The sequence below is a fragment of the Albimonas sp. genome (assembly GCF_055129145.1).
This window is the reverse complement of the sequence record NZ_JBSRTQ010000031.1, coordinates 22,531-45,633: the sequence shown is the minus strand read 5'-3', so window position 1 is coordinate 45,633 and position 23,103 is coordinate 22,531. Positions and strand designations below refer to the sequence as shown.

Genomic DNA, 23,103 nt, shown 5'->3' with positions numbered 1-23,103 from the left:
CCGCGCGGCGGGGGAACGGGGCCGCCGGGTCGGGCGGTCTCGGGGCGGCGGGCGGCCAGTCAGCCGCCCAGCGCCGCGGAAAGCCCGGCCGCGGCGGCGACCAGACGGGCGCGCATCGCCTCGACATTCGCCACCGAAAACCGCTCCCGCGGGCCCGACAGCGACAGCGCCCCGATCAGGCGGCGATGCGGACCGAAAACCGGAGCGGCGAGGCCGGCGCAGTCGGGATCGCGCTCGCCCAGCGACAGGGCGTGGCCCTCGGCGCGCACCGCCTCGAAGGCCGGGCCCGACGCCCCCCCGGCCACACCGTCGAAGGCGAGGATCACCCGCCCCGCCGCCCCGCGCTCCAGCGGCAGCAGGTCGCCGGCATGGACCCGGTCGAGGGTCGCGTGGTTGGATTCCCGCCGAAACAGGCAGAGCCGCAGCCTGGCATCCTGGCGGACATGAAAGCTCGGGCTCTCGCACCCCGCCTCGACCAGCGCCGCCATCACCGGCTCCACCAGCTCGGCCAGCGGGTTGCGCCGCTCATAGGCCATGCCCAGCCGCCGCACCGCAGGGCCCAGCGCATAGCGCGCGTCCTGCATCCGCGAGACGTAGCCGTGGCCCTGCAGCGACTCCATCAGACGCAGGATCGTGGATTTGTAGAGGCCGGTGGCGCGGGCGAGGTCGGAGAGGGTCGGCGGCTCCTCGGCCTGCTCGATGGCGGCGAGCACCGACAGCGCCCGGTCGACCGCGGCGACGCCCCTGCCCGCACCATCGCGCTCCGGCGCGGCCGGGCCGTCCGGAGCGGGGGCGGAGGCGGCGTCTGACGGCATGGCTCTATCCTTGGTGCGGGCCTTGTTGCGGGCCTTGTTGCGGGTCCGGTCGACGGGGCGGTCATCCTGCACGTTTCGCGCGGCGATGCATCCCCGCCGCAGCGCCCCCTTGCATGACGAAAGCGACCTTCATGGCGAGAGAGGCCCGGCATTGCGCGAGGGGCGACGCTCGGTTAGCTAAAATAGAACGATCGTTCCGACAAGGAGAATGACGATGGGGATGGAAATGTCCGCGACGACCGGCCGCGCCAACCTGCGCCGGGTCGGGAGGGCCGGCCGATGAGCCGCCCGAGCCGCATCCTGATCGCCAACCGGGGCGAGGTGGCGCTGCGCATCCAGCGCGCGGCGGCGGGATTGGGGATCGCGTCCGCCGCGATATACGCCCCCGACGACGCGGGCGCGCTGCATGTGCGGCTCGCCGACCGCGCCGCCGCCCTGCCCGGGCGGGGGGCTGCGGCCTATCTCGACATCGCCGCCGTGATCGCGGCGGCGCACGAGACCGGCTGCGACGCGGTGCATCCCGGCTACGGGTTCCTCTCCGAAAACCCCGCCTTCGCTTCGGCCTGCGAAGCGGCGGGGCTCGCCTTCATCGGGCCGACGCCCGCCTCGCTGGCGCTTCTCGGCGACAAGGCCCGCGCCCGCGCGCTGGCCGTCGAACACGGCGTGCCGGTGATCCCCGGATCGGGCGTCGCCGACCTCGCCGGGGCCGCCGCTTTCCTCGCCGATCTCGGCCCGGGCGGGGCGGTGATGGTCAAGGCGGTGGCGGGGGGCGGCGGGCGCGGCATGCGCCCGGTGACCCACCCCGCCGCCCTGGCGGGCGCCTTCGCCACCTGCGCGGCCGAGGCCGAGCGCGCCTTCGGCGACGGCCGCCTCTATGTCGAACGCCTGCTGCGCCGCGCCCGCCATATCGAGGCGCAGGTGATCGGCGACGGGACCGGCGCCGCGATCCATCTGGGCGAGCGCGAATGCTCCCTCCAGCGCCGCCGCCAGAAACTGTTGGAGATCGCGCCCTCCCCCTCCATCTCCCCCGCCCAGCGCGCGGAAATCCTCGCCCACGCCCTGACCCTGGCGCGCGCCGCCGCCTATCGGGGCCTCGGCACCTTCGAGTTTCTGGTGGACGAGACCGACGGCGCCGTCTTCTTCATCGAGGCCAATCCCCGCCTGCAGGTCGAGCACACGGTGACCGAGGCGGTGACCGGCCTCGACCTCGTCGAAGCCCAGATCCGGGTGACCGCGGGGGGCGAAAGCCTCGCCGACATCGGCCTGGCCCAGGGCGCCCCCGCCCCCATCGGCTACGCGGTGCAGGTGCGGGTGAACCTCGAGACCATGCAGCCCGACGGGACCGCCCGCCCTTCCTCAGGCCGCCTGACCGCCTATGAGCCGCCGTCGGGCCCCGGCGTGCGGGTCGACGGCGCGGGGTTCGGCGGCTACGCGCCGAGCCCGCATTACGACAGCCTGCTCGCCAAGGTGATCGTGCACGGGCGCGGGGATTTCGCGTCGGTCATCGACCGCGCCTACCGCGCGCTCGGCCAGTTCCGCATCGAGGGCGCGGCGAGCAACATTCCCTTCCTGATGAACCTTCTGCGTCGGCCGGAGGTGCGCGCCAACGCGGTCGACACCGGCTTCGTCGACGCCCATGCCGAGGCCCTGGCGGCGCCCGGAGAAGGCCACCCGATGCTCTTCGCCGACGCCGGGACGGCCGAACCCGACGCTCAATGCCTCGAAGGCCCGCCGGGCACTCGCGCCGTCCCCGCGCCGATGACCGGCGTTCTGGCCGAACTTCCCGTCGCCCCCGGCGCACCCGTCCGCGAAGGCGCGCCGGTGGCGGTGCTGGAGGCGATGAAGATGCAGCATGTCATCCTCGCCCCCTTCTCCGGCGTGCTGCGCGCCGCCGCCGCGCTGGGGGAGACGGTGGCCGAGGGCGCGCCCCTCGCCTTCCTCGAACCCGCCGAAATCGCCGGCGACGGCCCGGCGGCCGAGGCCGAGGCCGATCCCGACCACATCCGCCCCGACCTCGCCGAGGCCAACGCGCGCCGCCGCCAGACCCTGGACGAAGGCCGCCCCGACGCGGTCGCGCGGCGCCACGCCAAGGGCAAGCGCACGGCGCGGGAGAATGTGGCGGATCTGCTCGATCCCGGCAGCTTCGTGGAATACGGCGCGCTGGCAGTGGCGGCGCAGCGCTCGCGTCATCCGGAAGAGAAACTGCGCGAGATCTCGCCGGCCGACGGGCTGGTGGCGGGGGTGGGCGCGGTGAACGGCGCGCTCTTCGACGCCGAAAAGGCGCGCTGCGCGGTGATGGCTTACGACTACACGGTGATGGCGGGCACCCAAGGCAATATCGGGCACCGCAAGACCGACCGGCTGCTGAAGGTGGCGGAGCGGACCAAGCTGCCGGTGGTGGTTTATGCCGAGGGGGGCGGAGGGCGGCCGGGAGATACCGACAACCGGCCGGGGGTGAACCTCGCCAACCCGACCTTCTGGCAGTTCGCGCGGCTCTCGGCTGTGGCGCCGCTGGTCGGCGTGGTCTCGGGGCGGTGCTTCGCAGGGAACGCCGCGGTGCTGGGCTGCTGCGACGTGGTGATCGCCACCAAAGACGCCTCCATCGGCATGGGGGGGCCCGCGATGATCGAAGCCGCCGGCCTCGGCGTGGTGACGCCGGAGGCGGTCGGCCCCCTCTCCGTCCAGTCGCCCAACGGGGTGGTCGACGTGGTGGCGGAGGATGAGGCGGAGGCGACCGCGCTCGCCAAACGCTACCTCGCCTATTTCCAGGGGAATCTGGCGGGGTGGGAGGCGCCGGACGCGCGCCGCCTGCGCCACGTGATCCCCGAGAACCGCCTGCGCGCCTATGATGTGCGCGCGGTGATCGCGGGGATCGCCGACATCGGCTCGGTCATGGAGCTGCGCGAGGGGTTCGGGCGCCAGCTGGCGACGGCGATGATCCGGATCGAGGGCAAGCCCTGGGGCGTGCTCGCCAACGTCCCTGCGCAGGGCGGCGGCGCGGTGGATGCGGAGGAGGCGGACAAGGCCGCGCGATTCCTCCAGCTATGCGACGCGTTCCACGTGCCGATCCTGTCGCTGGTCGACACGCCGGGCTTCATGGTCGGCCCGGCCTCGGAGACGCGGGCGACCGTGCGCCGCTTCTCGCGCATGTTCCTGGTGGGGGCGAGCCTGCAGACCCCGATGTTCACCGTGATCCTGCGCAAGGCCTACGGGCTGGGCGCGATGGCGATGGCGGGGGGGAGTTTTCACGAGAGCAGCCAGATGACGCTGAGCTGGCCCACCGGCGAATTCGGCGCGATGGGGCTGGAGGGCGCGGCGCGGCTGGGGTTCCGCAAGGAGCTCGACGCGATCCCGGATCCCGAGGCGCGCCAGGCCCGCTACGCCGAGATCGTGGGGGCCATGTATGAGGTGGGCAAGGCGGTGAACATCGCGCCCTATCTCTCGGTCGACGACGTGATCGACCCGGCGGATACGCGGGCGCGGCTGGTCTCGGCGCTGCGCGCGATGCCGCGGGCGACCCTGCCGAAGGAGAGCCGGCGGCCGATGATCGACTCGTGGTGAGGGCGGGGTGAGGGCGGGGCGGGGGGGCCGCCCGGCCCGCGCCCCGCTCGTCCGTCGCCCCGGCCCACCCTCGCGTCGCGCCGGCCAGGCGGCGCGCGGGCCGGGTTTGGGAAACCTCAGGCGGCTTCGGTCTTGGCGGCGACGAAAGCGATCATCCCCGCCTCGCCGCCGAGCGCGGTCGAAACGAAGGCCTGGGGCGAGCCATGCTCGGCCGCCAGCGCCTCCCAGGCCGCGTCGAGATAGGCGCCCTCGACCTTGGCCAGCGCGTCGCGAGCGATCTGCGGCAGGGTCGAGACAGAGGCCCCCGCATGCGGCTTCCACAGATCGTTGGACACCAGGTAGTCGGCGACGATGGCCTCGCGCGACGCCTCGAGCGCGGTGAGGATCATCGCCGCGGCGAAGCCGGTGCGGTCCTTGCCGGCCGCGCAGTGCCACACGATCGGGCGGTCGCCGGCCTCGGCGGCGAGCGACAGGAACTCCGCGAAGACATGTCCGTTGTCACGCACGTAATAACGGTAGGTCTCGCGCATCGCCTCGCGCGCGCTCTCCTCGGTCAGCTTGCCGGCGTCGTGCAGGGCGCGGACCCGGTCGCCGGTCTTGGGCTCCACCGGCATCGCCACGCGGCGGCCCTTGATGGCGCCGGGCAGCGTGTAGGGGGCCGCCGCGGCCTCGTCCACGCCGCGGAAGTCGACGACCGCATAGGGGTCGAGCGCCTCCATCGCGGCCAGCGCCGCGGCGGAGTAGTTATGCGGGCTGGCGCAGCGGTAGAACCGCCCTTCGCGCACCCGGCGCCCGCCGGCCAGCGGCAGGAAGCAGAGCGAGCGGAAATTGGGGGCGTCGGGGTGCAGCTGACGGGTCATCGCGGATCCTCCCGGGCGCGGCCTGCGCGCCCTCCCTGTTCTTGCCGATCGGTCAGGTTGCCTTAGCGCAGATCCGCCCTATCTCCCCCGGCGACAGGGCGACGCGGGGGCGCATTTCCGGGAGGGGCGAACGGGGACGCGACGAGGCGGGGGACGGCAGGCGGGGCCACGGCCGGCAGGCCGAGCGCCCGACCCGCCGGCCCCGCCCCGATTCGTCAACAAATGGCGACCACCCTTCCAAGACCCCGCCCCGCGCGCTAGGCTTACGTTCACGTCCGAAACTTTCGCAACCCGACGCCGGAGAGACATGACCGAACCTATCGCGCCCCGTCTCGTCGCCGCCGGCCTCGCCGCTCCCGACGACATGATCCGCGCGTTCTACTGGACCCGCCGCCCCCGGACCCTGCCCGAGCAGATCGCCGACGACGTCTCGCGCCGCATCCTCGCAGGCGAGTTCAAGCCCGGCGCCCGCGTCGGCGAGGTCGAGCTGGCCGACCGTTTCGGCGTTTCCCGCGGGCCGGTGCGCGAGGCGATCCGCGAGCTTGAAAAACGCGGCCTGGTGCAGATCTTCCCCCGTCGCGGCGCCTTCGTCGCCGCCATCGACAACGACATGGTGGCCGATACCTTCAACGTGCGCGCAGCTCTTCTGGGCCTCGCCGCGCGCTATGCGGCGGCGCTGGGCGAGCCCGCCGATTTCGACCAGATCGAAGACCGGGTCATCCGGCTCGAGGCGCTGGCCTGCGACCCCGCCGCCGACCCGCTGACCTGCGCGCTGGCCTCGGCCCGCGTCGGCGCGGCGATCGGGCGGGCGAGCCGCTCGGCGCTGATGAAAACCATGCTGGTCAGCTTCGCGGAGGGCACGCTCTGGGGTCTGATCTGGCGCGAACATCAGGTGGACTACCAGACCTCCGAGCGCCGGCGCGAGGCCGCCGCCGGCTGGCGCCGCGCGCTGGCGCTGATCCGCGCCCGCGACGGCTCTGGCGCCGAGGCCGCGGTGCGCGACCTGCTGCACGACAATCGCGACCAGACCCTGAAGATCTTCGCCATTCCCGACTCCCCCCCCGCCGACCCGCGCCGCCAGGTGCGCTGCATCGAGCGCTGAGGGGCGCGGGGCCCGCCGTTGCGGCCGGCCCCGGCGAGGCGCCGTCGAAGTCGCCGCGCTCATCCGGCAGCGTGGCCCGGCCCCTGTCTGCGGCGAAGCGCACGCTGCGGCAGGGGAGGACAGGCCGTCCGAAAACGGATACACATGCAGCCAATACGTTTCGACCACTCGCCCCCTCGCCCGCCGAAGCGCGCCGCGCAGTTCTCAAGAACAGAGCCCCTATGACCGAATTCGTCCTGCCCCCGGCGCCCCATGCCTCGGTGGCCGTCGCCGGAACCGAGGCCCGCTTCGCGGTGCGCCGCGTGTTCTGCGTCGGGCGCAACTACGCCGCCCATGCGCGCGAAATGGGCAAGGATCCCGACCGCGAACCGCCGTTCTTCTTCACCAAACCGGCCGACGCGGTGTTCGACTCAGGGCTGACCATCCCCTACCCGCCCGCCACCGCCGACCTGCACCATGAGGGCGAGCTGGTCGCGGCGCTGGGGCTGGGGGGCGTGAACATCGCCGAGGACGCGGCGCTCTCCCATGTCTGGGGCTACGCCGCGGGCAACGACCTGACCCGGCGCGACCTGCAGGCCGAGGCCAAGGCCATGGGCCGGCCCTGGGACCTCGCCAAGGGCTTCGACCGCTCCGCGCTCTGCGGCGCGCTGCATCCGGTGTCCGAAGTCGGGCACCCGGAGGCCGGGGCGATCACGCTGTCGGTCAACGGCAGGCTGCGCCAGTCCGGCGACCTGAACGAGATGATCTGGTCGCTGCCCGAAGTGATCTCGATCCTGTCGCGCTCCGTCACGCTGGCGCCGGGCGACCTGATCTACACCGGCACGCCCGCCGGCGTCGGCGCGCTGGTCGCGGGCGACCATTGCGTCACAGAAGTGGTCGGGCTCAGCCCGGCCACCCTGACCTTCGGACCGCCCGCGTCCTGACCAGGCGCCCTGAAAATCCGGTCGCGCCCCCTTTCCGGACCTTCCCGGCGCAGGGCGCGACCGCACGACCCCCAAGCTGATAGTTCGCCAGGGGGTTGATCCCGGCGCTCAGGCGCCGTTACGTCATTATTGTTTCATTCGCGTCGAAGTTGCAGATCCGCGCCCACGGTCGCCCGAAGACCCGGACTTAGAACCGAGAGGCGCGCTTCAGGACACCAGGAGAGCCGACCCATGATGGTTAACGACGATCAGAGCGCGGCCATAGCGAGTTTCGGCGGATCCATTTCCGCCACCGCCATCGGCGCCGAACCGCCCCCCATGTCGATCCCGGACCTGCCGGGCCACCTGCTGCGGCGCTGCCACCAGATCGTGGTGGCGCTGTTTCTCGACGAATGCGCCCAGCATGACCTGACGCCGCTGCAATTCGCGGTGCTGGGGGTGCTGCGCCAGTTCGGGCCGCTCGACCAGGTGTCGCTGGGCGGGCTGGCGGCGCTCGACCGGACCACGGTGGCGGTGGTGCTGCGCAATCTTGAAGAACGGGGCCTCGTGGTCCGCGTCCAGTCGCGCCGCGACCGCCGCGCCAAGATCGTGACCATCACCGAACGCGGGGCCGAACTCGCGGTCCATGCCGAACCCGCCGCGATGCGGGCGCAGCAGAGGGCGCTGGCCCCGCTGGCGCCGGAAGAGGCCGAGGAGTTCGTGCGGATGCTGCGCAAGCTCGCCGAGGGCAACAACGACCACAGCCGGGCGCCGCAGAAACGGCGCTGAGGCGGGGCGGGGAGGCGCCAGAGGGAGGGATCAGCGCGGCGCCTGGCCCGGCGCCTCGCCGATCCCGGCCGGGCCGGGGGCGTCCGCGGGCTCCCCCGTGGCCCCGCCCAGCGCCGCCAGCGCGCCCGCGAGCTGATTCGCGAAGCGGGCCGAAGCCACCGGCAATGACCGCCCGCGCATCTGCCCCAGCAGCAGATGCCCGGCCGGGACGTCGCGCACCGACACCTCGCGCGCCACCACCCCGCCGCCGTCCGTCAGCCTCAGCCCGATCGGGATCTGGAAGGCCACCGCCTGCTCGTGCAGCACGTAGTGGCGCAGGAACTCGAAGGATTCCGACTCGACCGTGGGGTTGAGCGTCAGCGACCGCCCCCGCACCGCCATCTCCAGCAGGTTGCGCACCCCATAGGGCTGCGTCGGCATCGCCTGCGGCCAGGCGAGGCAGTCGCGCAGCCGCAGCTCCTCCTTCGCGGCCAGCGGGTGATCCGCGGCCACCACCGCGTAGACCGGCTGGCGCATGGCGAAGAGCACCTCGAAATCCGCCAGATAGACCGGCTCGAACACCAGCGCGAGGTCGGAGCGGAAGGCGGACAGGTCATGCTCCGCCGCCACCCGGTCGCGCACCCGCACCGAGAACGACACGCCGGGATGGGCGCGGCGGTAGATCGCGATCTGTTCGGGCAGGAAATAGGGCAGCAGGGCCTGCGAACAGGCGATGGAGACATGTCCCCGCCGCGCCCCCGACAGATCCGCCACCTGGCTCTGCACCCGCGCGAGGTCGGAGACCTGGGCGCGGATATGCTGCACCAGCAGCTCGCCGGCCGGGTTGAGGCGCACGCCGCGGGGCAGACGTTCGAAGATCGGGTAGCCGAATTCCTCCTCGAACCCGGTGATCCGCCGGTTAAGGGCGGACGAGGTGATCGCCATATCCTCGGCCGCCTTGCGGATGGAGCCGGCGCGGGCCACCGCCTCGATCAGGCGCAGGGTCTGCAAGTGTCTCATCGGGCGGCCCTTTCACAGAGTGCTGCAAATACCGAACCACGTCTCTGCGAAATGAGCAATTGTCCGACGCACCGCGCCGCCGCACGATCTTCGCAACTGCGGCGCGTCCGACCCGCGCGCCCGAAAGCGATCAGCGGACATGAGGAGCGGACCATGAACATCATTCCCAGCCGACGCGGATTCCTGAAACTGGGCGCCAGCGGCGCGGTGCTCGCCGCCTCGCAGCTGCCGTTTCTGAAATACGCGCAGGCGGCCGGCGAGGAGACGGTGGTGGTGGTGATGGGCCAGACCATCAACTCGCTCGACCTGCACCGCACCGGCACCAACCGCCCCTCCTACCAGGTGGCGGTGAACTGCTACGACCGGCTGGTCAGCTTCGGCACCAAGACCATGCCCGACGGCTCGCTCTCCTACGACTATTCCAGGATCGAGTCGGAGCTGGCCGAGAGCTGGACGGTGTCCGAAGACGGGAAGGTCTACACCTTCAAGATCAAGCCCGAGGCGAAGTTCCAGGACGGCTCCAAGGTCACCGCCCATGACGTGAAATGGTCCTTCGACCGCGCGGTGTCGGTCGGCGGCTTCCCCACCACCCAGATGCAGGCCGGCGGGCTGAAGCGGCCCGACCAGTTCGCCGCGGTGGATGACGCGACCTTCACGGTGACGCTGGACGAGGCCTCGAAGCTCGCTCTGCCCGACCTCGCGGTGCCGGTGCCCTTCGTGCTGAACTCCGCCGTCGCCAAGAGCCACGCCACCAAGGACGACCCCTGGGCGATGGAGTTCGTGCACAAGAACACCATCGGCTCCGGCGCCTTCAAGGTGATCCGCTGGGACCCGGGCCAGCAGCTGGTCTATGAGCGCAACGACGCCTGGACCGGCGGCCCCCTGCCCGGCGCGAAACGGATCGTGCTGCGCGAAGTGCCCTCCCAGTCCACCCGCCGCGCGCTGATCGAGCGGGGCGACGTGCAACTCAGCTACAACATCCCCAACAAGGACGCGGCCGAGCTGGACGCGATGAAGGACGTCGAAGTCTATTCGACCCCCATCGAAAACGCGCTCTACGTCGTGTCGCTGAACTACGATTTCGAGCCGTTCCAGGACCCCGACGTGCGCAAGGCGGTGGCCTACGCCATCCCCTACGAGGAGATCTTCAAGACCGCCGCCTATGGCCGCGGCGTGCCGATGTGGGGCGGCGACGGCGTCGACGGGCCGGCCTGGCCGCAGCCCTCGCCCTATGGATACGACCTCGCCAAGGCCAAGGCGCATATGGAGAAGTCGGGCTATCCCGACGGCTTCGACGTCCCCTTCTCCATCGACCTCAGCCAGTCGGACTGGATGGAGCCGACGGCCCTGCTGATCCAGGAGAACCTGAAGAAGATCGGCATCACCTCGGAAATCGACAAGATCCCCGGCGCCAACTGGCGCACCGCGAGCCTCGTGGAAAAGCGCCTGCCGCTGGCGCTGGAGACCTTCGGCGGCTGGCTGAACTATCCCTGCTATTACTTCTTCTGGGCCTATCTCGACGGGCACCTGTTCAACTCATCGAACTACAAGAACCCGGAGATCGAGCAGCTGGTGGCCGAGACCCTCGACATGCCCACCGACAACCCCGAATACGCCCCGAAGGTCCAGCGGATGTTCGAGATCGCTTTCGAGGACCTGCCCCGCATCCCGCTGTGGCAGCCCGCGCTCAACGTCGCCGCCAACGGGGCCGCGGGCTACGAGTACTGGTTCCACCGCGAGCTCGACGCCCGCAAGCTGAAGAAGGTCTGAGCCGATGGCGAGCCGCATCAGAGCCGTGTCGATGCGGCTCGCGCAGGCGATCCCGGTGATTCTCGGCGTGGTGCTGGTCAGCTTCATCCTGACCCGCGCCCTGCCCGGGGACCCGGCCGCCTATTTCGCCGGCGACGCCGCCACGCCCGAGTCCATCGAGGCGACGCGGGCGAAGCTCGGCCTCGACAAGTCGATGCCCGAGCAGTTCGCGCTCTATCTCTGGGACCTGGCGCGCGGCGACCTCGGCCAGTCGCTCTCCACCGGCCAGCCGGTGCTGGCGGAGCTGGCGAAACGCCTGCCCGCCTCGCTCGAACTCACGCTCTTCGCGCTGGTGATCTCCTGCGGGGTGGCCGTGCCGCTCGGCGTGCTGGCCGCAACCCGTCCGGGGTCGTGGATCGACCATCTCTGCCGGGTGCTGGTGACGGCGGGGGTGAGCCTGCCGACCTTCTTCACAGGGGTCGTGCTGATCTACGTGTTCTATTATCTGACCGGCATCGCGCCCTCGCCGCTCGGCCGGCTGGATTTCATCTATATCGAGCCGCCGCAGGTCACCGGCTTCTACCTGATCGACGCGGCGCTGGATGGCGACTGGGAGACGTGGGCGGCCGCGCTCCGCCAGCTGATCCTGCCCGCGGTCACGCTCGCGCTGTTCACCATGGCCCCGATCGCGCGGATGACGCGGGCGGCGATGCTGTCGGCGCTGTCGTCGGACTTCATCCGCACCGCCCGGGCCTCCGGCCTGACCCGGTCGAAAGTGCTGTTCGCCTATGCGCTGCGCAACGCGCTGCTGCCGGTGGTGACCACGCTCGGCATGGTGTTCTCCTTCACGCTCGGCGCGAACGTGCTGGTGGAGAAGGTGTTCGCCTGGCCCGGCATCGGGTCCTTCGCGGTGGAGGCGCTCGTCGCCTCCGACTACGCGGCCGTCCAGGGCTTCGTTCTGTGCATGGCGCTGCTCTTCGTGGCGCTTAATCTGGTGATCGACATGGCCTATGCGATGATCGATCCGCGCATCGGGTTCGACGCCAAATGACCGACGCCGCCGCCTCCGCCAAGCCCGCCGCCCCCCGCAAGCAGGGCGCGCTCGACCACGTCGTCTATGTCCTCAAGGACAACCCGGTCACGCTGCTGGCCTTCGCCATGTTCGCCCTGCTGCTGTTCGCGGCGATCTTCGGCCCGTTGCTCGCCCCCTACGACCCGCTGGCGACCGACGCCGCCGTCGCGCTGCAAGGCCCGTCCGCCGCCCACTGGTTCGGCACCGACGCGCTGGGGCGGGACGTGTTCTCCCGCACGCTGGTCGCGACCCGGCTCGACCTGCTGATCTCCGTCGCCGCGGTGGCGATCAGTTTCGTCATCGGCTCGGCGCTCGGCGCGGTGGCGGGGTATTGGGGCGGGTGGCTCGACATCGCGCTCTCGCGCGTGCTCGACACCATCATGGCCTTCCCGCTGTTCGTGCTGGCGATGGGCATCGTCGCGGCGCTGGGCAACACGGTGGAGAACATCGTCTACGCCACCGCCATCATCAACGTGCCGTTCTACGCCCGCCTGGTGCGGGCCGAGGTCAATATCCGGCGCGAGGCCGGGTTCGCATTGGCCGCGAAACTGGCGGGCAATTCCGACGTCCGGGTGCTCGCCCTGCACATCTTCCCCAACGCCCTGCCGCCGATGATGGTGCAGGTGTCGCTCAACCTCGGCTGGGCGATCCTCAACGCCGCCGGCCTCTCCTTCATCGGGCTGGGCGTGCGCCCCCCGACGGCGGAATGGGGGATCATGGTGGCCGAGGGCGCGAACTTCATCGTCTCGGGCGAATGGTGGCTCGCCATCTTCCCCGGCCTTTGCCTGATGTTCGCGGTGTTCACCTTCAACCTGCTGGGCGACGGGCTGCGCGACATGGTCGATCCGCGGAGGAGAACGTGATGCTCACCATCAAGGACCTGGCCGTCGCCTTCCGCGGCTCCGGCAAATCCGTCACCTCCTACGCGCTGATGCGGATCCTCGACGCCGGAGGCCGGATCAAGGCGGGCGAGGCGACCTATGGCGGCGTCGACCTGCGCCGCGCCTCCGAGCGGGACATGCAGGCCATCCGCGGCCGCGAGATCTCGATGATCTTCCAGAACCCGCGCTCCGCCCTCAACCCGATCCGCAAGGTCGGCGCCCAGATCGAGGACGTGCTGCGCCGCCATGCCCGCGCCGACCGCCAGAACGGCCGCGCCAAGGCGATCGAGGCGATGGAGGCGGTCAAGATCAACGACGCCGCCGCCCGCTACGATGCCTATCCGTTCGAGCTTTCGGGCGGCATGTGCCAGCGGATCGTCTGCGCCATCGCGCTCGCCTGCGACCCGCGCCTGCTGGTGATGGACGAGCCGACCACCGGCCTCGACATCACCACCCAGAAGGCGGTGATGGAACTTGTCACGGACCTGATCCGCGAACGCGCCATGTCCGCGATCCTGATCACCCATGATCTTGGGTTGGCCGCGCAATACTGCGACCGGATCGTGGTGATGAAGGACGGGCTGATCGTCGAGGCCGGCGACCCGGTCAACCTTTTCGCGCGCCCCTCGCACCCCTACACCCGCAAACTGGTGGATGCGACGCCGCGCGAGGGGGCCTCGATCCGCTCGCTCCTCCCCGCCGAGGCGCGCACGCCCGAGCCGCCCCGCGCCATCGCCTCCGAACCGCTGCTGGAGGTGCGCGACCTTGTCAAGACCTATCCCGGCAAGTCCGGGCAGGTGCAGGCGGTGAAAGGGGTCAGCTTCGACGTGATGAAAGGCCAGTCGGTGGGCCTGGTGGGCGAGTCCGGTTGCGGGAAATCCACCACGTCGTCGATGATCGTGCGGCTGCTCGACCCGACGTCGGGCGAAATCCGGTTCGAAGGCGAGGATCTCGCGAAACGCCCTGCCGCCGGCTTCGCGCGCGACCCGATGCGGTCGCGCATCCAGATGGTGTTCCAGGACGCCACCGACAGCCTCAACCCCCGCCACACCTCCCGCCAGACCATCGCCGAGCCGTTGCGGGCCATGGCGGGCCTGCGAGGGCGCGCGCAGGCCGTGCGGATCGAGGAGCTGGCCGATCTGGTGGGCCTCCCCCGCCCCCTGCTCGACCGCTTCCCCCACCAGCTTTCCGGCGGGCAGAAGGCGCGGGTCGGCATCGCGCGGGCCATCGCGGTCAACCCGTCCTTCCTGATCCTCGACGAGCCGACGGCGGCGCTCGACGTCTCGATCCAGGCCATCGTGCTGAACCTGCTGGCGGATCTGCGGGCGCGGCTGGGGATGAGCTATCTTTTCGTCAGCCATGACCTGCATGTGGTCCGGCTGCTCTGCGACCATGTGGTGGTGATGAAGGCCGGCGAGATCGTGGAGCAGGGCCCGACCGAACGGGTGATGACCGCCCCCGCCTCCGCCTACACCGCCGAGCTGCTCAGCGCCGCGCCGAAACCCCCGGCCCCGCGCGAAGCCGCCTGACCGGGGCGCGGACGGCCCGCCGGCCCGCGCGTCGCCCCACAACGGGCGGGGACGCGGTCCGTCCCGAACCGCCTGGCGCCGGAGCCGTCTCCGGCGCCAGGCGGTTCGGGAGGCCGCTCGCGTTGAAATGATGCGCGGGGGAATGGCGCTGCGGCCGGTCGCCCCTATCTGTTCCTCAACCGGAACCAAGCCGGGGAAAGGACGATCCATGAGCCGCCCGCGCAAAACCCTCCGCCTGATGACCCTCGCCGCCCTGCTGCTGGCGGCGCCGGCGGCGGGGTTCGCCGCCTCCGACGATCCCGGGTCCGCCGCCGAGGCCCAGGCCCGCGCAGAGGCTCGCGCGAGGGCCGAGCGCATCGACGCCCAGACCCGACAGCGCAACGACCTCGACGCCGCGGTTCAGCGCCAGCGCCAGTCGCTGTCCGACCAGCAGCGGACCAACGACCGCATCGGCGGCAGCCTCGACCGGCTCGGCGCCGACACCGACGCCAGGATGCGGTCGCTGCGGCCCTGAGCCCCGCTACTCGGCGACAGGCGCGGCCTTTTCAAAACTTTTCAGCACGCCGCGGGCGGCCATCGCGGCGATCTGCGCCTCGCCGACCCCAAGTTCGCGCAGCACTTCCAGCGTATGCTCGCCCAACTCGGGCGGATGCCGGTCGGGGCCGGTCGCCACGTCGCGGCTCTCCAGCGGCAGGCGCATATCGCGGGCCGGGCCCTGGCTCGGATGCTCGTAGTCGCGGAACATCGCCACCGCCTTGAGATGCGGATCCTGCGCCAGATCCTCCAGCCCCAACACCGGCGCGCAGGGGATGTCGAGCCGGCCCAGCAGCTCCAGCCACTCGGCCGTGGTGCGGGTCGGCAGGATCTCTTCGGCGAGGATCCGGTAAAGCGTCTGGACGTTGGCGGCGGCGGCGTAACGGTCGGCCATCATCGGCGAGGCCAGCAGATCTTCGCGCCCGATCTCGGCGAAGAACGTGGTCCAGTGCTTGAAGTTGTAGAGCGTGTGGATCATGTGCCCGTCCGCCGTCGCCACCGGTTTTCTGTGGGGCGAGGTCATGCGGGCGTAGCCCAGCCCCGCCGCGTCGCCTTCCTCATTCCGAAAGGTGCGGCCGTTGAGATGCTGGTTCATCACCGCCGCGGCGACGGTTTCGAACATCGGGGTCTCGATGAAGCAGCCCTCGCCGGTGGCGCGCGCCCGGAGCAGCCCCGCCAGAACCGTCTGGCCCATGGTCAGGCCGCAGAGGATGTCGTTCACCGCCATCGGGATCATCGCCGGCTCGTCCCTGTGCATCGACACCAGCGCCGACACCCCCGCCCAGCCCTGCACGATGTCGTCCACCGCCGGGCGGCCGGCATAGGGGCCGGAGGACCCGAAGCCGGTGGCCTGCGCATAGACCAGCGACGGCTTGATCGCCTTCAGCGCATCATAATCGAGCCCGAGCCGCGCCAGCGCCGCGGGGCGCATGTTGTGCACGAAGGCGTCGGCGTCCTTGATCAGCTCCAGCACCGCGGCCTTGGCCTCCGGGTCCTTCAGGTTGACCGAGACCGAGCGCTTGTTGCGGTTCACCGCCATCCATTGCGCGGTCATGCCCCCGCGGGTGCGGGCATGGCCGAGCCCGCGATAGGTGTCGCCGTCGAGCGACTCGATCTTGATCACGTCGGCGCCGAGATCGCCCAGCATCTGCGTCGCCAGCGGCCCGAGCAGGATATGCCCCGCCTCGATGATCCGAACGCCTTCGAGCAGTTTGAGCATGGCCGCGTCTCCTCCGGTTTCGCGCCGGCTTGGCGCCGGCATCGGGGCGCATAGGGACCTTGTCGGCGGGCCGGACGCAAGTCGGGCGCGGGGACCACGGGTTAACCTTGCGATGAAGGCGGTCGCGCGCGGGCCTTGGTTCGGCCCAAGGGATTGCGTAATGATCCGCGAAACCCGTCCGTCCGGCAACCTTATCATTCCGGCCGGGCGCCCCCGCCGCGACCGACGGCGAAAACAATGACGGCCCGCCCCGACGGGTCCGCAAGGGAGGCGACGCCAGACCATGAAGGAGGTCGACACCACGCTCGAGGCCGCGGCCGCGGCGGAGCCCGGCGACGCGACGCTCGAGGAGACGCGGATCGGGTTCTTCGCCCATGACGTCTCGCGCCTTCGGCGCACGCTCTTCGACCAGCGCATGAAGCCGCTCGGCATCACCCGCTCGCAATGGTGGGCCCTGGCGCAGCTGGCGGCGGGCCAGGACGCGGCCGAGGGCGAGGGGCTCTTGCAGACCGAGCTCGCGCGCCGGCTCGACGTGGGCAAGGTGACGGTGGGCGGGCTGATCGACCGGCTGGAGCTGGCGGGCTTCGTGCAGCGCCGCCCCGACCGCGCCGACCGGCGGGCCAAGCGCATCGTGATCACGCCGCGCGGGCGCGCCGTGCTCGACGAGATGCGGGTGATCGCACGCGGACTGAACGCCGAGGTGCTGGGCGGCGTCGCGCCGGAGGAGACGCGCGCCGCGCTCGCCGTGCTCGACCGGATGAAGCGCAACCTGCGCAAGATGCTGGATGATGAGAAATAGGTCGCGCAAGCGCGGACGGTTGCCCGATGCTGCGCCGCATCGTAACACGAGACGCCCCCTGCCCCCGCCCGATGCGGCGGCGGCGGCGCCGGACCGGAGACCCCGATGATCGAAGACATCCTCAAGCGCAACGAAGCCTGGTCCGCGCGGATCCGCACCAAGTCCCCGGACTTCTTCCCGCGGCTGGCCTCGCAGCAGTCGCCGGATTTCTTCTGGATCGGCTGCTCCGACAGCCGGGTGCCGGCGAATGTGGTGGCGGGGCTCGACCCCGGCGAGGTGTTCGTGCACCGCAATGTCGCCAACGTGGTCCACAGCTCGGACATGAACCTGCTGTCGACGCTGGAATTCGCGGTCAACGTGCTGAAGGTGCGCGAGATCATGATCACCGGCCATTACGGCTGCGGCGGCGTGATCGCGGCGATGGACGGGGTGGCCGAAGGGCTGACCGAGCATTGGCTGGAGCCGATCCGCCGCCTCGCGCGCAAGCATGAGCAGGAGCTGGCGGAGATCAACGACCGTCACGCGCGGATCGACCGGCTTTGCGAGCTGAACGTGCTGGAGGGCGTCGCCCGGATCGCCGAGACCCCGATCATCCGCCAGGCCTGGGCGCGGGGGCAGGAGGTGAACCTGCACGGCCTCTGCTACGGGCTGAAGGACGGGCTCCTGCGCGACCTCGGTTGTTCGTTGTCGGCGAAGGACGCGCGCTAGGACGAAGGCCGGCGCCGGGTCGGGGCGGAGGCGCCGCGACGGTCGGAGCGCCCGGAGGCGCCGGTCCGCCCGCGGCGCGCCGGACCGGAGATGCGGGCGGGACCGTCTCCGGCGGGTCAGGCCGGGCGGGACCGGAACGGAGCCGCGGACGGGACGGGGCGGGGCGGGGGGTTGGATCGCAGGTCCATCCCTCGTAGGACTCGGCCTCCCGCCCACGCCCCACGCCCCACGCCCTGCCCCGATCCGGAGGACCGCCCGATGCTGACCAATGACCGCCTCGCCGCCTGGGACCGCGACACCTTCCTGCATCCCTCGACCGCGGCCGGCGCCCATGCCCGCGGCGAGAGCCCCCAGCGGATCATCACCGGCGGCGAGGGCGTCTACATCACCGACCGCGAAGGCAAGCGCTCCCTCGACGGGTTCGCCGGGCTCTATTGCGTGAATGTCGGCTACGGGCGCACCGAAATCGCCGAGGCGATTTCCGAGCAGGCCCACAAGCTCGCCTATTACCACGCCTATGCCGGCCACGGTTCCGAACCCGCGATCGAGCTCGCCCGGATGGTGCTCGACCGCGCCCCCGACCACATGTCGAAAGTCTATTTCGGCCTGTCCGGCTCGGACGCCAACGAGACCAACATCAAGCTGATCTGGTATGCCAACAACGTCGCCGGCCGCCCCGAGAAGAAGAAGATCATCTCGCGCTGGCGCGGCTATCACGGCTCGGGCCTGATGACCGGCTCGCTGACCGGATTGCACCTGTTCCACAACGCCTTCGATCTGCCGCTGTCGCCGATCCTGCACACCGAAGCGCCCTATTACCACCGCCGCGCCGACGCCAACCAGACCGAGGCCGAGTTCTCCGCGCACTGCGCCGCGAAGCTGGAGGAGATGATCCTCGCCGAAGGTCCGGACACCGTCGCCGCCTTCATTGGCGAGCCGGCGCTGGGCACCGGCGGGCTGGTGCCGCCGCCCGAAGGCTACTGGGCCGCGATCCAGGCGGTTCTCGAAAAATACGACGTGATGCTGATCGCCGACGAGGTGGTCACCGGCTTCGGGCGGCTCGGGACCATGTTCGGGTCCGAGCACTATGGGATGAAGCCCGACATCATCACCATCGCCAAGGGGCTGACCTCGGCCTATGCGCCGCTGTCGGGCTCGATCCTGTCGCAGCGGCTGTTCGAGATCATCGCCAGGGGCACCGACGACCTCGGGCCGCTCGGGCATGGCTGGACCTACTCGGCGCATCCGCTCTGCGCCGCCGCGGGGGTGGCGAACCTGAAGCTGATCGATTCGCTGGGTCTGGTGGACAACGCCCGGATCACCGGGGCGAAATTCCAGGAGATGCTGAAAACCGCCTTCGACGGCCACCCCATCGTGGGCGACGTGCGCGGCGAGGGGCTGATGGCCGCGGTGGAATTCGACGCCGACCCCGCCTCGCGCACCCCCTTCGACCCCGCCGAAAAGGTCGGGGCAAGGGTGGCGGCGGCGGCGCTGGAGCGGGGTCTGATCGTGCGGGCCATGCCGCAGGGCGACATCCTCGGCATGGCGCCGCCGCTCTGCCTGACCGCTGTTGAAGCGGAAGAGATCGTGGGCATCGCCAAGGTCGCGGCCGACGCGGTGGCCGGAGAGCTGGGCCGGCTCTGACGCGCGCGTCGAGCGATTCCAGACACATGACGGGAACGGCGCGCGCCGCAAGGCGCGCGCCGTTTTGCGTTCGCTCCGCTTCGAGGCTCCGGTGAGAGGCGGAAGCGGGCGCCTGCGTGCAGTTATAATTTAAACGATAAGTCAGTTTAATTCCCGATTATTGCCGCGCCGCAACAAGCTAACACTTGTCAGGCGTCCGAACCGGCTGACGTCGCTACACATTCCACTTACTCTTCAGACATATCAGGCATTGGCAAACGGCAAGTTTTTATCGATAATTGCGCATAAGCAGCCGCAGCGATCTTAACGCGAAAAAGCGGCGCGATCCGATGCACGGGAGGAAGCAATGCATCTCATCCGGGCTTTTTCAGCCGAACGTAAAGGCTTCGACCTGGCCGGCGTCGCCATGGCGACCACGGCGATGGCCCTGACGCTGGCGGCCGGGGTCGGCGCGGCCACGGCGACGGCTCAGGTCAAGGGCGGCGAACTCACCGTCGCGATCGAGACCGATGTCCGCGGCTTCGACACCGTCGAAGGCGGCGTCTTCGGCCAGACCGGCGAGATCGTGGCCCGCGCCATCGAGGAGCCGCTGCTGGGCTGGGACAAGGACGCCAACGAACCCAGGCCCCTGCTCGCCCTCTCGTGGGAGGCGAGCGAGGACCAGAAGACCTGGACCTTCAAGCTGCGCCCCGGGGTGAAATACCATGACGGCTCGGACTTCGACGCAGGCGACGTCGCGGCGCATTACAACCGCATCCTCGACCCGGAGATGAAGTCCCGCTCGCGCACCTTCATCGACGTCATCACCGACGTCGAGGTGATCGACCCGCTGACCGTCGCCTTCCACCTCAAGCATCCCTGGCAGGCGCTGCTGCCCTATCTCGCCACCACCACCATGTCCGGCCCGATCCCGGCCAGGGAGGCGGTCGAGGCCCGCACGCAGAACCGCCATCCCATCGGCACCGGGCCGTTCAGGTTCGTGGAATGGTCGTCCGGCGACCGCATCGTGGTGGAGCGGTTCGACGATTACTGGGCCAAGGACGAGATCCACCTCGACAAGGTCACCTTCCGGGTGCTGCCGGACACCCAGACCCGCTACGCCTCGCTGCAATCGGGCGAGGTCGACGTGATGTGGACCGACCGCGGGCCGACCATCGTCGACGCGCAGAAGAACGACAAGCTGGTCACCCTGACCACCATCGGCGCCGGGGCCGCGACCACCCTGCTCAACACCCGCAACGCGCCGCTGGATGACGAGCGGGTGCGCCAGGCCATCGCGCATGCCTGGAACCAGGACGCGCTGGTCAAGATCTCCTGGCAGAACACGCGGCCCTCGGTCACCCATCCGCTCGGGCCGGACCATGACTGCGGGCAGGCGGGGTATCTCAACTACGATCCCAAGAAGGCCAAGGCGCTGGTCGCGGCCTACGGCAAGCCCGTCGAGATCTCGATGATCCACACCGCCACCCCGCGCGGGCGGGAGCTGGGCGAGCTGATGCAGCAGATGCTCAAGCAGGTCGGCATCACGCTGAACCTGGAGCCGGTGGACCAGTCGACCCTGGTCGCGCGCACCTTCAAGCGCGATTTCGACCTCACCGGCTGGCGGATCGCGGACGGGGCCGAGATGGGGCCGCAGCTCTTCGCCAACGCCCGCTCGGACTCGGCCTACAACCTCACCGGCTGGTCGACGCCCGAGCTGGACGAGATCGCGATGAACATGCGCATCGCGACCGACCGGGACCAGCGGCTCGATCTGCAGTGCAAGATCGTGGAGATGATCAACCGGTCGGGCTCGATGCTCTATCGCGGCGGCGGCAGCTACTACGCCTTCACTCTGCCCCATGTGAAGGGCGTGCCGGCGCCCTATCGCGGCGTGGTCGACGTGACCCGCGCCTGGGTCGAGGAGTGACCCCCGACAGGCGCTGAGCCGGCCCGCCCCGGCCAAGCGCCTCAGCCCGGCCTGCGCGCCCCCGCGCGCCGGCCGGGCGACCCTGCCCCAACCCCTCGACGAACCGGCCCCGCCGCCGGTCCGCGCGCGCCCCTCGCCCCCTCCAACCGGAGCCCCGAGCGCCCGTGAGATATCTCTTCCGCCGCTTCCAGCGCCTGATCGTGGTGATGCTGTCGGTCACCTTCCTGACCTTCCTGCTGGTCAACGTCCTGCCCGGCGACGTCGCCTACGAGATGGCCGGCATGGACAGCTCCGAAGAGGAGGTCCAGGCGATCCGCGACGAGCTGGGCCTGAACCGCGCCCTGCCGATCCGCTACGCCGAATGGGCGGGGGGGATCTTCACCGGCGACTGGGGCGCGTCCTTCATCAACAAGGAGCAGGTCTGGGACGCGCTCGCCGACCGCTTTCCGGTGTCGCTGGAACTGATGCTGCTGGCGCAGCTGATCGCGCTGGGGCTGGCGGTGCCGATGGGGCTGATCTCGGCCTACCGGCCCGGCGGGCGGGCGGACCGGATCATCGGGACGCTCGCCTTCGCGTCCGTGTCGATGCCGAGCTTCATGACCGCGATCCTGATGATCTTCTTCTTCTCGCTGCATCTGGGCTGGCTGCCCGCCACCGGCTACGAGCCGCTGTCCGAGGGCCTCTGGGCCAATCTGCGCCCGATGATCCTGCCGGCGCTGGCGCTCGGCTTCGTCGAATGGACCGTGCTGATGCGCACGCTGCGCGCCGAGATGATCGGGGTGCTGCAGGAGAACTACATCGCCCTCGCCCGCGCCAAGGGCATGTCGGACATGCGGATCCTGCTGGTGCACGCGCTCAGGCCCTCGTCCTTCTCCATGGTCACGCTGCTGGGCCTGCAGGTCGGGCGGCTGATGGGCGGCGCGATCATCATCGAGCAGATCTTCGGCATTCCCGGCGTCGGGCGGCTGCTGGTTCATGCGGTCTACACCCGCGACTTCATGATGATCCAGGGCTGCGTGACGCTCTTCGCCATCGCCTTCGTGACCGCCAATTTCCTCGTGGACATCGCCTACGCCTGGCTCGATCCGCGGGTCAGACTGGAGCGCGCCCGTGGCTGACCTCACCTCCTCCGCCGCCCCCGCCTCCGCTGAGCAGACCGCGCGCGAGACCGGCAACGCCGAGGCCATCGCCTCCCACCGCCGCAAGAACCGGCTGGGGCTGAACTTCTGGATCCCGATGGTGTGGCTGGCCATCGTGCTGGCGCTGGCGGTCTTCGCGGATTTCCTCGGCCTGCCCCCGGCCGACGAGATCGACTGGATGTACATCAACGAGGGCCCGAACGCGGCGCATTGGCTCGGCACCGACCATCTGGGCCGGGACATGATCAGCCGCATCGTCTACGGCGCGCGGGTGTCGCTGACGGTGGGCTTCGCGGCGCCGCTGATCGGGGTGGGCCTCGGCTTGGTGCTCGGCATCCTCGCCGGCTACTACAAGGGCTGGGTGGACGAGATCATCGGCATCGCCATCGACACCTGGCTGGCGATCCCGGGCCTGGTGATCCTGCTGCTGTTCTCGGTGATCTTCGGCGGCTCGCTCGGCATGGTGTGCCTGTCGCTCGGCCTGCTCTTCATCCCCAGCGCCGCGCGGATCACGCGGGCCGCGACGCTGAACCATTCCAACCGCGAATTCGTGCTGGCGGCGCGCGCCATGGGCGCCTCGGATCTGCGGATCCTGACGGTGGAGATCCTGCCCAACATCATCTGGCCGCTGATCGCCTTCGTGCTGATCGACATCCCCATCGCCATCGTGGTCGAGGGCTCGCTGTCGTTCCTGGGCCTCTCGGTGAAGGCCCCCACCCCCTCCTGGGGCGGGATCATCGCCGAGGGACGGGAGCATCTGGAGGGCTCGCCCCACATCTCGCTGATCCCGACCGCGGTGATGTTCCTGACGGTGCTGAGCTTCAACCTGGTCGGCGACGCCATCCGCAAGCGTCTCGCCGATGTGCGCGACGGCGCGATCTGAGGGAAGGGG

General features: G+C 70.4%; 19 protein-coding genes. 15 read left to right on the top strand and 4 right to left on the bottom strand.

What is annotated here, in order from left to right:
• Window positions 1-59: 59 nt before the first annotated feature.
• A complete protein-coding gene (locus ACTB72_RS07540; protein ID WP_463036368.1) occupies window positions 60-815 on the bottom strand; it encodes an IclR family transcriptional regulator in 756 nt (251 codons plus the stop codon).
• A 279-nt stretch (window positions 816-1,094) separates the two neighbouring features.
• Here ACTB72_RS07540 and ACTB72_RS07535 point away from each other — a divergent pair, with 279 nt between their 5' ends.
• Window positions 1,095-4,376 carry a carboxyl transferase domain-containing protein gene (locus tag ACTB72_RS07535; RefSeq protein WP_463036367.1) on the top strand — a complete coding sequence of 1,094 codons (3,282 nt, stop codon included), beginning with the start codon at window positions 1,095-1,097 and terminating at the stop codon, window positions 4,374-4,376.
• A gap of 116 nt (window positions 4,377-4,492) precedes the next feature.
• On the opposite strand, the gene ACTB72_RS07530 is transcribed toward ACTB72_RS07535, so the two are convergent.
• Complete coding sequence (locus ACTB72_RS07530; protein WP_463036366.1) at window positions 4,493-5,236, bottom strand: tyrosine-protein phosphatase; 744 nt, start codon at window positions 5,234-5,236, stop codon at window positions 4,493-4,495.
• 307 nt (window positions 5,237-5,543) lie between these two features.
• On the opposite strand from ACTB72_RS07530, the gene ACTB72_RS07525 reads away from it, so the two are divergent.
• The 3 genes from ACTB72_RS07525 (at window position 5,544) to ACTB72_RS07515 (ending at window position 8,029) form a co-directional block, all read left to right on the top strand.
• The gene (locus ACTB72_RS07525; protein WP_463036365.1) at window positions 5,544-6,338 is read left to right on the top strand and encodes a GntR family transcriptional regulator; all 795 of its coding nucleotides are present in this window, start codon (window positions 5,544-5,546) and stop codon (window positions 6,336-6,338) included.
• A 221-nt stretch (window positions 6,339-6,559) separates the two neighbouring features.
• The gene (locus ACTB72_RS07520; RefSeq protein WP_463036364.1) at window positions 6,560-7,261 is read left to right on the top strand and encodes a fumarylacetoacetate hydrolase family protein; all 702 of its coding nucleotides are present in this window, start codon (window positions 6,560-6,562) and stop codon (window positions 7,259-7,261) included.
• A 231-nt stretch (window positions 7,262-7,492) separates the two neighbouring features.
• Window positions 7,493-8,029 carry a MarR family winged helix-turn-helix transcriptional regulator gene (locus tag ACTB72_RS07515; protein ID WP_463036363.1) on the top strand — a complete coding sequence of 179 codons (537 nt, stop codon included), beginning with the start codon at window positions 7,493-7,495 and terminating at the stop codon, window positions 8,027-8,029.
• 30 nt (window positions 8,030-8,059) lie between these two features.
• Here the strand turns inward: ACTB72_RS07515 and ACTB72_RS07510 are convergent, their stop codons facing one another.
• Window positions 8,060-9,028 carry a LysR family transcriptional regulator gene (locus ACTB72_RS07510; protein ID WP_463036362.1) on the bottom strand — a complete coding sequence of 323 codons (969 nt, stop codon included), beginning with the start codon at window positions 9,026-9,028 and terminating at the stop codon, window positions 8,060-8,062.
• A 153-nt stretch (window positions 9,029-9,181) separates the two neighbouring features.
• Between ACTB72_RS07510 and ACTB72_RS07505 the strand changes: the two genes are divergently transcribed.
• The 5 genes from ACTB72_RS07505 (at window position 9,182) to ACTB72_RS07485 (ending at window position 14,773) form a co-directional block, all read left to right on the top strand.
• On the top strand, window positions 9,182-10,798 hold the full coding sequence (locus tag ACTB72_RS07505) for an ABC transporter substrate-binding protein (protein WP_463036361.1): 1,617 nt from the start codon (window positions 9,182-9,184) through the stop codon (window positions 10,796-10,798).
• Between the two features lie 4 nt (window positions 10,799-10,802).
• Window positions 10,803-11,828 (top strand): ABC transporter permease, encoded by a 1,026-nt coding sequence (locus tag ACTB72_RS07500; RefSeq protein WP_463036360.1) that lies wholly within the window; start codon window positions 10,803-10,805, stop codon window positions 11,826-11,828.
• On the top strand, window positions 11,825-12,712 hold the full coding sequence (locus ACTB72_RS07495; RefSeq protein WP_463036359.1) for an ABC transporter permease: 888 nt from the start codon (window positions 11,825-11,827) through the stop codon (window positions 12,710-12,712). Before ACTB72_RS07500 ends, ACTB72_RS07495 begins: the two co-directional genes overlap by 4 nt.
• Window positions 12,712-14,259, top strand: coding sequence for a dipeptide ABC transporter ATP-binding protein (locus ACTB72_RS07490; protein WP_463036358.1), 1,548 nt, complete (start codon window positions 12,712-12,714; stop codon window positions 14,257-14,259). Before ACTB72_RS07495 ends, ACTB72_RS07490 begins: the two co-directional genes overlap by 1 nt.
• Before the next feature lie 208 nt (window positions 14,260-14,467).
• Window positions 14,468-14,773 carry a hypothetical protein gene (locus ACTB72_RS07485; protein WP_463036357.1) on the top strand — a complete coding sequence of 102 codons (306 nt, stop codon included), beginning with the start codon at window positions 14,468-14,470 and terminating at the stop codon, window positions 14,771-14,773.
• Between the two features lie 6 nt (window positions 14,774-14,779).
• Here the strand turns inward: ACTB72_RS07485 and ACTB72_RS07480 are convergent, their stop codons facing one another.
• Complete coding sequence (locus ACTB72_RS07480; protein WP_463036356.1) at window positions 14,780-16,012, bottom strand: CaiB/BaiF CoA transferase family protein; 1,233 nt, start codon at window positions 16,010-16,012, stop codon at window positions 14,780-14,782.
• A gap of 283 nt (window positions 16,013-16,295) precedes the next feature.
• Here ACTB72_RS07480 and ACTB72_RS07475 point away from each other — a divergent pair, with 283 nt between their 5' ends.
• From ACTB72_RS07475 to ACTB72_RS07450, 6 genes are all read left to right on the top strand, one after another.
• On the top strand, window positions 16,296-16,811 hold the full coding sequence (locus tag ACTB72_RS07475; protein WP_463036355.1) for a MarR family winged helix-turn-helix transcriptional regulator: 516 nt from the start codon (window positions 16,296-16,298) through the stop codon (window positions 16,809-16,811).
• A 105-nt stretch (window positions 16,812-16,916) separates the two neighbouring features.
• On the top strand, window positions 16,917-17,519 hold the full coding sequence (locus tag ACTB72_RS07470) for a carbonic anhydrase (protein WP_463036354.1): 603 nt from the start codon (window positions 16,917-16,919) through the stop codon (window positions 17,517-17,519).
• Between the two features lie 258 nt (window positions 17,520-17,777).
• Window positions 17,778-19,163: an aminotransferase gene (locus ACTB72_RS07465; protein ID WP_463036353.1), complete on the top strand. Its 1,386-nt coding sequence runs from the start codon at window positions 17,778-17,780 to the stop codon at window positions 19,161-19,163.
• A 346-nt stretch (window positions 19,164-19,509) separates the two neighbouring features.
• On the top strand, window positions 19,510-21,072 hold the full coding sequence (locus ACTB72_RS07460) for an ABC transporter substrate-binding protein (RefSeq protein WP_463036352.1): 1,563 nt from the start codon (window positions 19,510-19,512) through the stop codon (window positions 21,070-21,072).
• Window positions 21,073-21,236: 164 nt separating this feature from the next.
• On the top strand, window positions 21,237-22,190 hold the full coding sequence (locus tag ACTB72_RS07455; RefSeq protein WP_463036351.1) for an ABC transporter permease: 954 nt from the start codon (window positions 21,237-21,239) through the stop codon (window positions 22,188-22,190).
• Window positions 22,183-23,094, top strand: a complete 912-nt coding sequence (locus ACTB72_RS07450; RefSeq protein WP_463036350.1) for an ABC transporter permease — start codon at window positions 22,183-22,185, stop codon at window positions 23,092-23,094. Before ACTB72_RS07455 ends, ACTB72_RS07450 begins: the two co-directional genes overlap by 8 nt.
• Window positions 23,095-23,103 lie beyond the last annotated feature (9 nt).

Coding starts and splice junctions, on each gene's coding strand:
- ACTB72_RS07540 (WP_463036368.1), bottom strand. CDS start 815: ATGCCGTCAGACGCCGCCTCCGCCCCCGCTCCGGACGGCCCGGCCGCG.
- ACTB72_RS07470 (WP_463036354.1), top strand. CDS start 16,917: ATGATCGAAGACATCCTCAAGCGCAACGAAGCCTGGTCCGCGCGGATC.
- ACTB72_RS07535 (WP_463036367.1), top strand. CDS start 1,095: ATGAGCCGCCCGAGCCGCATCCTGATCGCCAACCGGGGCGAGGTGGCG.
- ACTB72_RS07480 (WP_463036356.1), bottom strand. CDS start 16,012: ATGCTCAAACTGCTCGAAGGCGTTCGGATCATCGAGGCGGGGCATATC.
- ACTB72_RS07485 (WP_463036357.1), top strand. CDS start 14,468: ATGAGCCGCCCGCGCAAAACCCTCCGCCTGATGACCCTCGCCGCCCTG.
- ACTB72_RS07530 (WP_463036366.1), bottom strand. CDS start 5,236: ATGACCCGTCAGCTGCACCCCGACGCCCCCAATTTCCGCTCGCTCTGC.
- ACTB72_RS07475 (WP_463036355.1), top strand. CDS start 16,296: ATGAAGGAGGTCGACACCACGCTCGAGGCCGCGGCCGCGGCGGAGCCC.
- ACTB72_RS07495 (WP_463036359.1), top strand. CDS start 11,825: ATGACCGACGCCGCCGCCTCCGCCAAGCCCGCCGCCCCCCGCAAGCAG.
- ACTB72_RS07460 (WP_463036352.1), top strand. CDS start 19,510: ATGCATCTCATCCGGGCTTTTTCAGCCGAACGTAAAGGCTTCGACCTG.
- ACTB72_RS07490 (WP_463036358.1), top strand. CDS start 12,712: ATGCTCACCATCAAGGACCTGGCCGTCGCCTTCCGCGGCTCCGGCAAA.
- ACTB72_RS07515 (WP_463036363.1), top strand. CDS start 7,493: ATGATGGTTAACGACGATCAGAGCGCGGCCATAGCGAGTTTCGGCGGA.
- ACTB72_RS07505 (WP_463036361.1), top strand. CDS start 9,182: ATGAACATCATTCCCAGCCGACGCGGATTCCTGAAACTGGGCGCCAGC.
- ACTB72_RS07465 (WP_463036353.1), top strand. CDS start 17,778: ATGCTGACCAATGACCGCCTCGCCGCCTGGGACCGCGACACCTTCCTG.
- ACTB72_RS07510 (WP_463036362.1), bottom strand. CDS start 9,028: ATGAGACACTTGCAGACCCTGCGCCTGATCGAGGCGGTGGCCCGCGCC.
- ACTB72_RS07525 (WP_463036365.1), top strand. CDS start 5,544: ATGACCGAACCTATCGCGCCCCGTCTCGTCGCCGCCGGCCTCGCCGCT.
- ACTB72_RS07520 (WP_463036364.1), top strand. CDS start 6,560: ATGACCGAATTCGTCCTGCCCCCGGCGCCCCATGCCTCGGTGGCCGTC.
- ACTB72_RS07500 (WP_463036360.1), top strand. CDS start 10,803: ATGGCGAGCCGCATCAGAGCCGTGTCGATGCGGCTCGCGCAGGCGATC.